Annotated in this window: 1 protein-coding gene; it reads right to left on the bottom strand. The window is 64.5% G+C overall.

Annotation, left to right across the window (positions count from 1 at the left end; genetic code table 11):
- On the bottom strand, window positions 1–507 hold a 507-nt coding region (locus tag JNK74_30500; GenBank protein MBL7650499.1), incomplete at both ends, for a serine/threonine-protein phosphatase.

Here is a 507-nt window from a genome sequence, read left to right as displayed (position 1 = left end):
TCAGCGCCGCACCCAGCCCTTCCACCCCCAGAGCCTGACCCGCGGCATCCTCAAGCTCGATCAGCCCATCGGAAAACAGCAGTAGATGGTCGTGGGGATTGACGACGTGGGCATCCACGGTGCCGTCGAACTCATCATCGTCGACGACGCCCAGAGGAAAGTGATGCCGGTTGAAATGCAGGCGTACGCCGCCGTCCGGCCTGATCAACAGCGGCCCGGGATTGCCCCCGTTCCAGACAGTCACGTAGCGCTCGCGAAAGTTCACGGCAACGAGGGTGGCCGCGATGAAACGGTCCACCGGCAGCAATGCCCGCACCTTGCTGTTGATCTCCCGGGCAATGGCATCAATGCCAAAGCCGCGCTCGGTCATGCGGTAGAACGGTGCGGTCACGGGAAGCACGTTAAGTGACGCGGCCAGGCCGTGCCCTGCACCATCGGCCAGCAGCACGTGGAGCACGTTACCCGGGGTCCGGGCCGCGGCGATGAGATCACCGCTGAACTCCGCAG

The organism is Candidatus Hydrogenedentota bacterium, from assembly GCA_016791475.1.
Lineage (GTDB): Bacteria > Hydrogenedentota > Hydrogenedentia > Hydrogenedentales > JAEUWI01 > JAEUWI01.
Note: the sequence above shows the minus strand (reverse complement) of the source record. Positions and strands in the feature narration are given on the sequence as shown.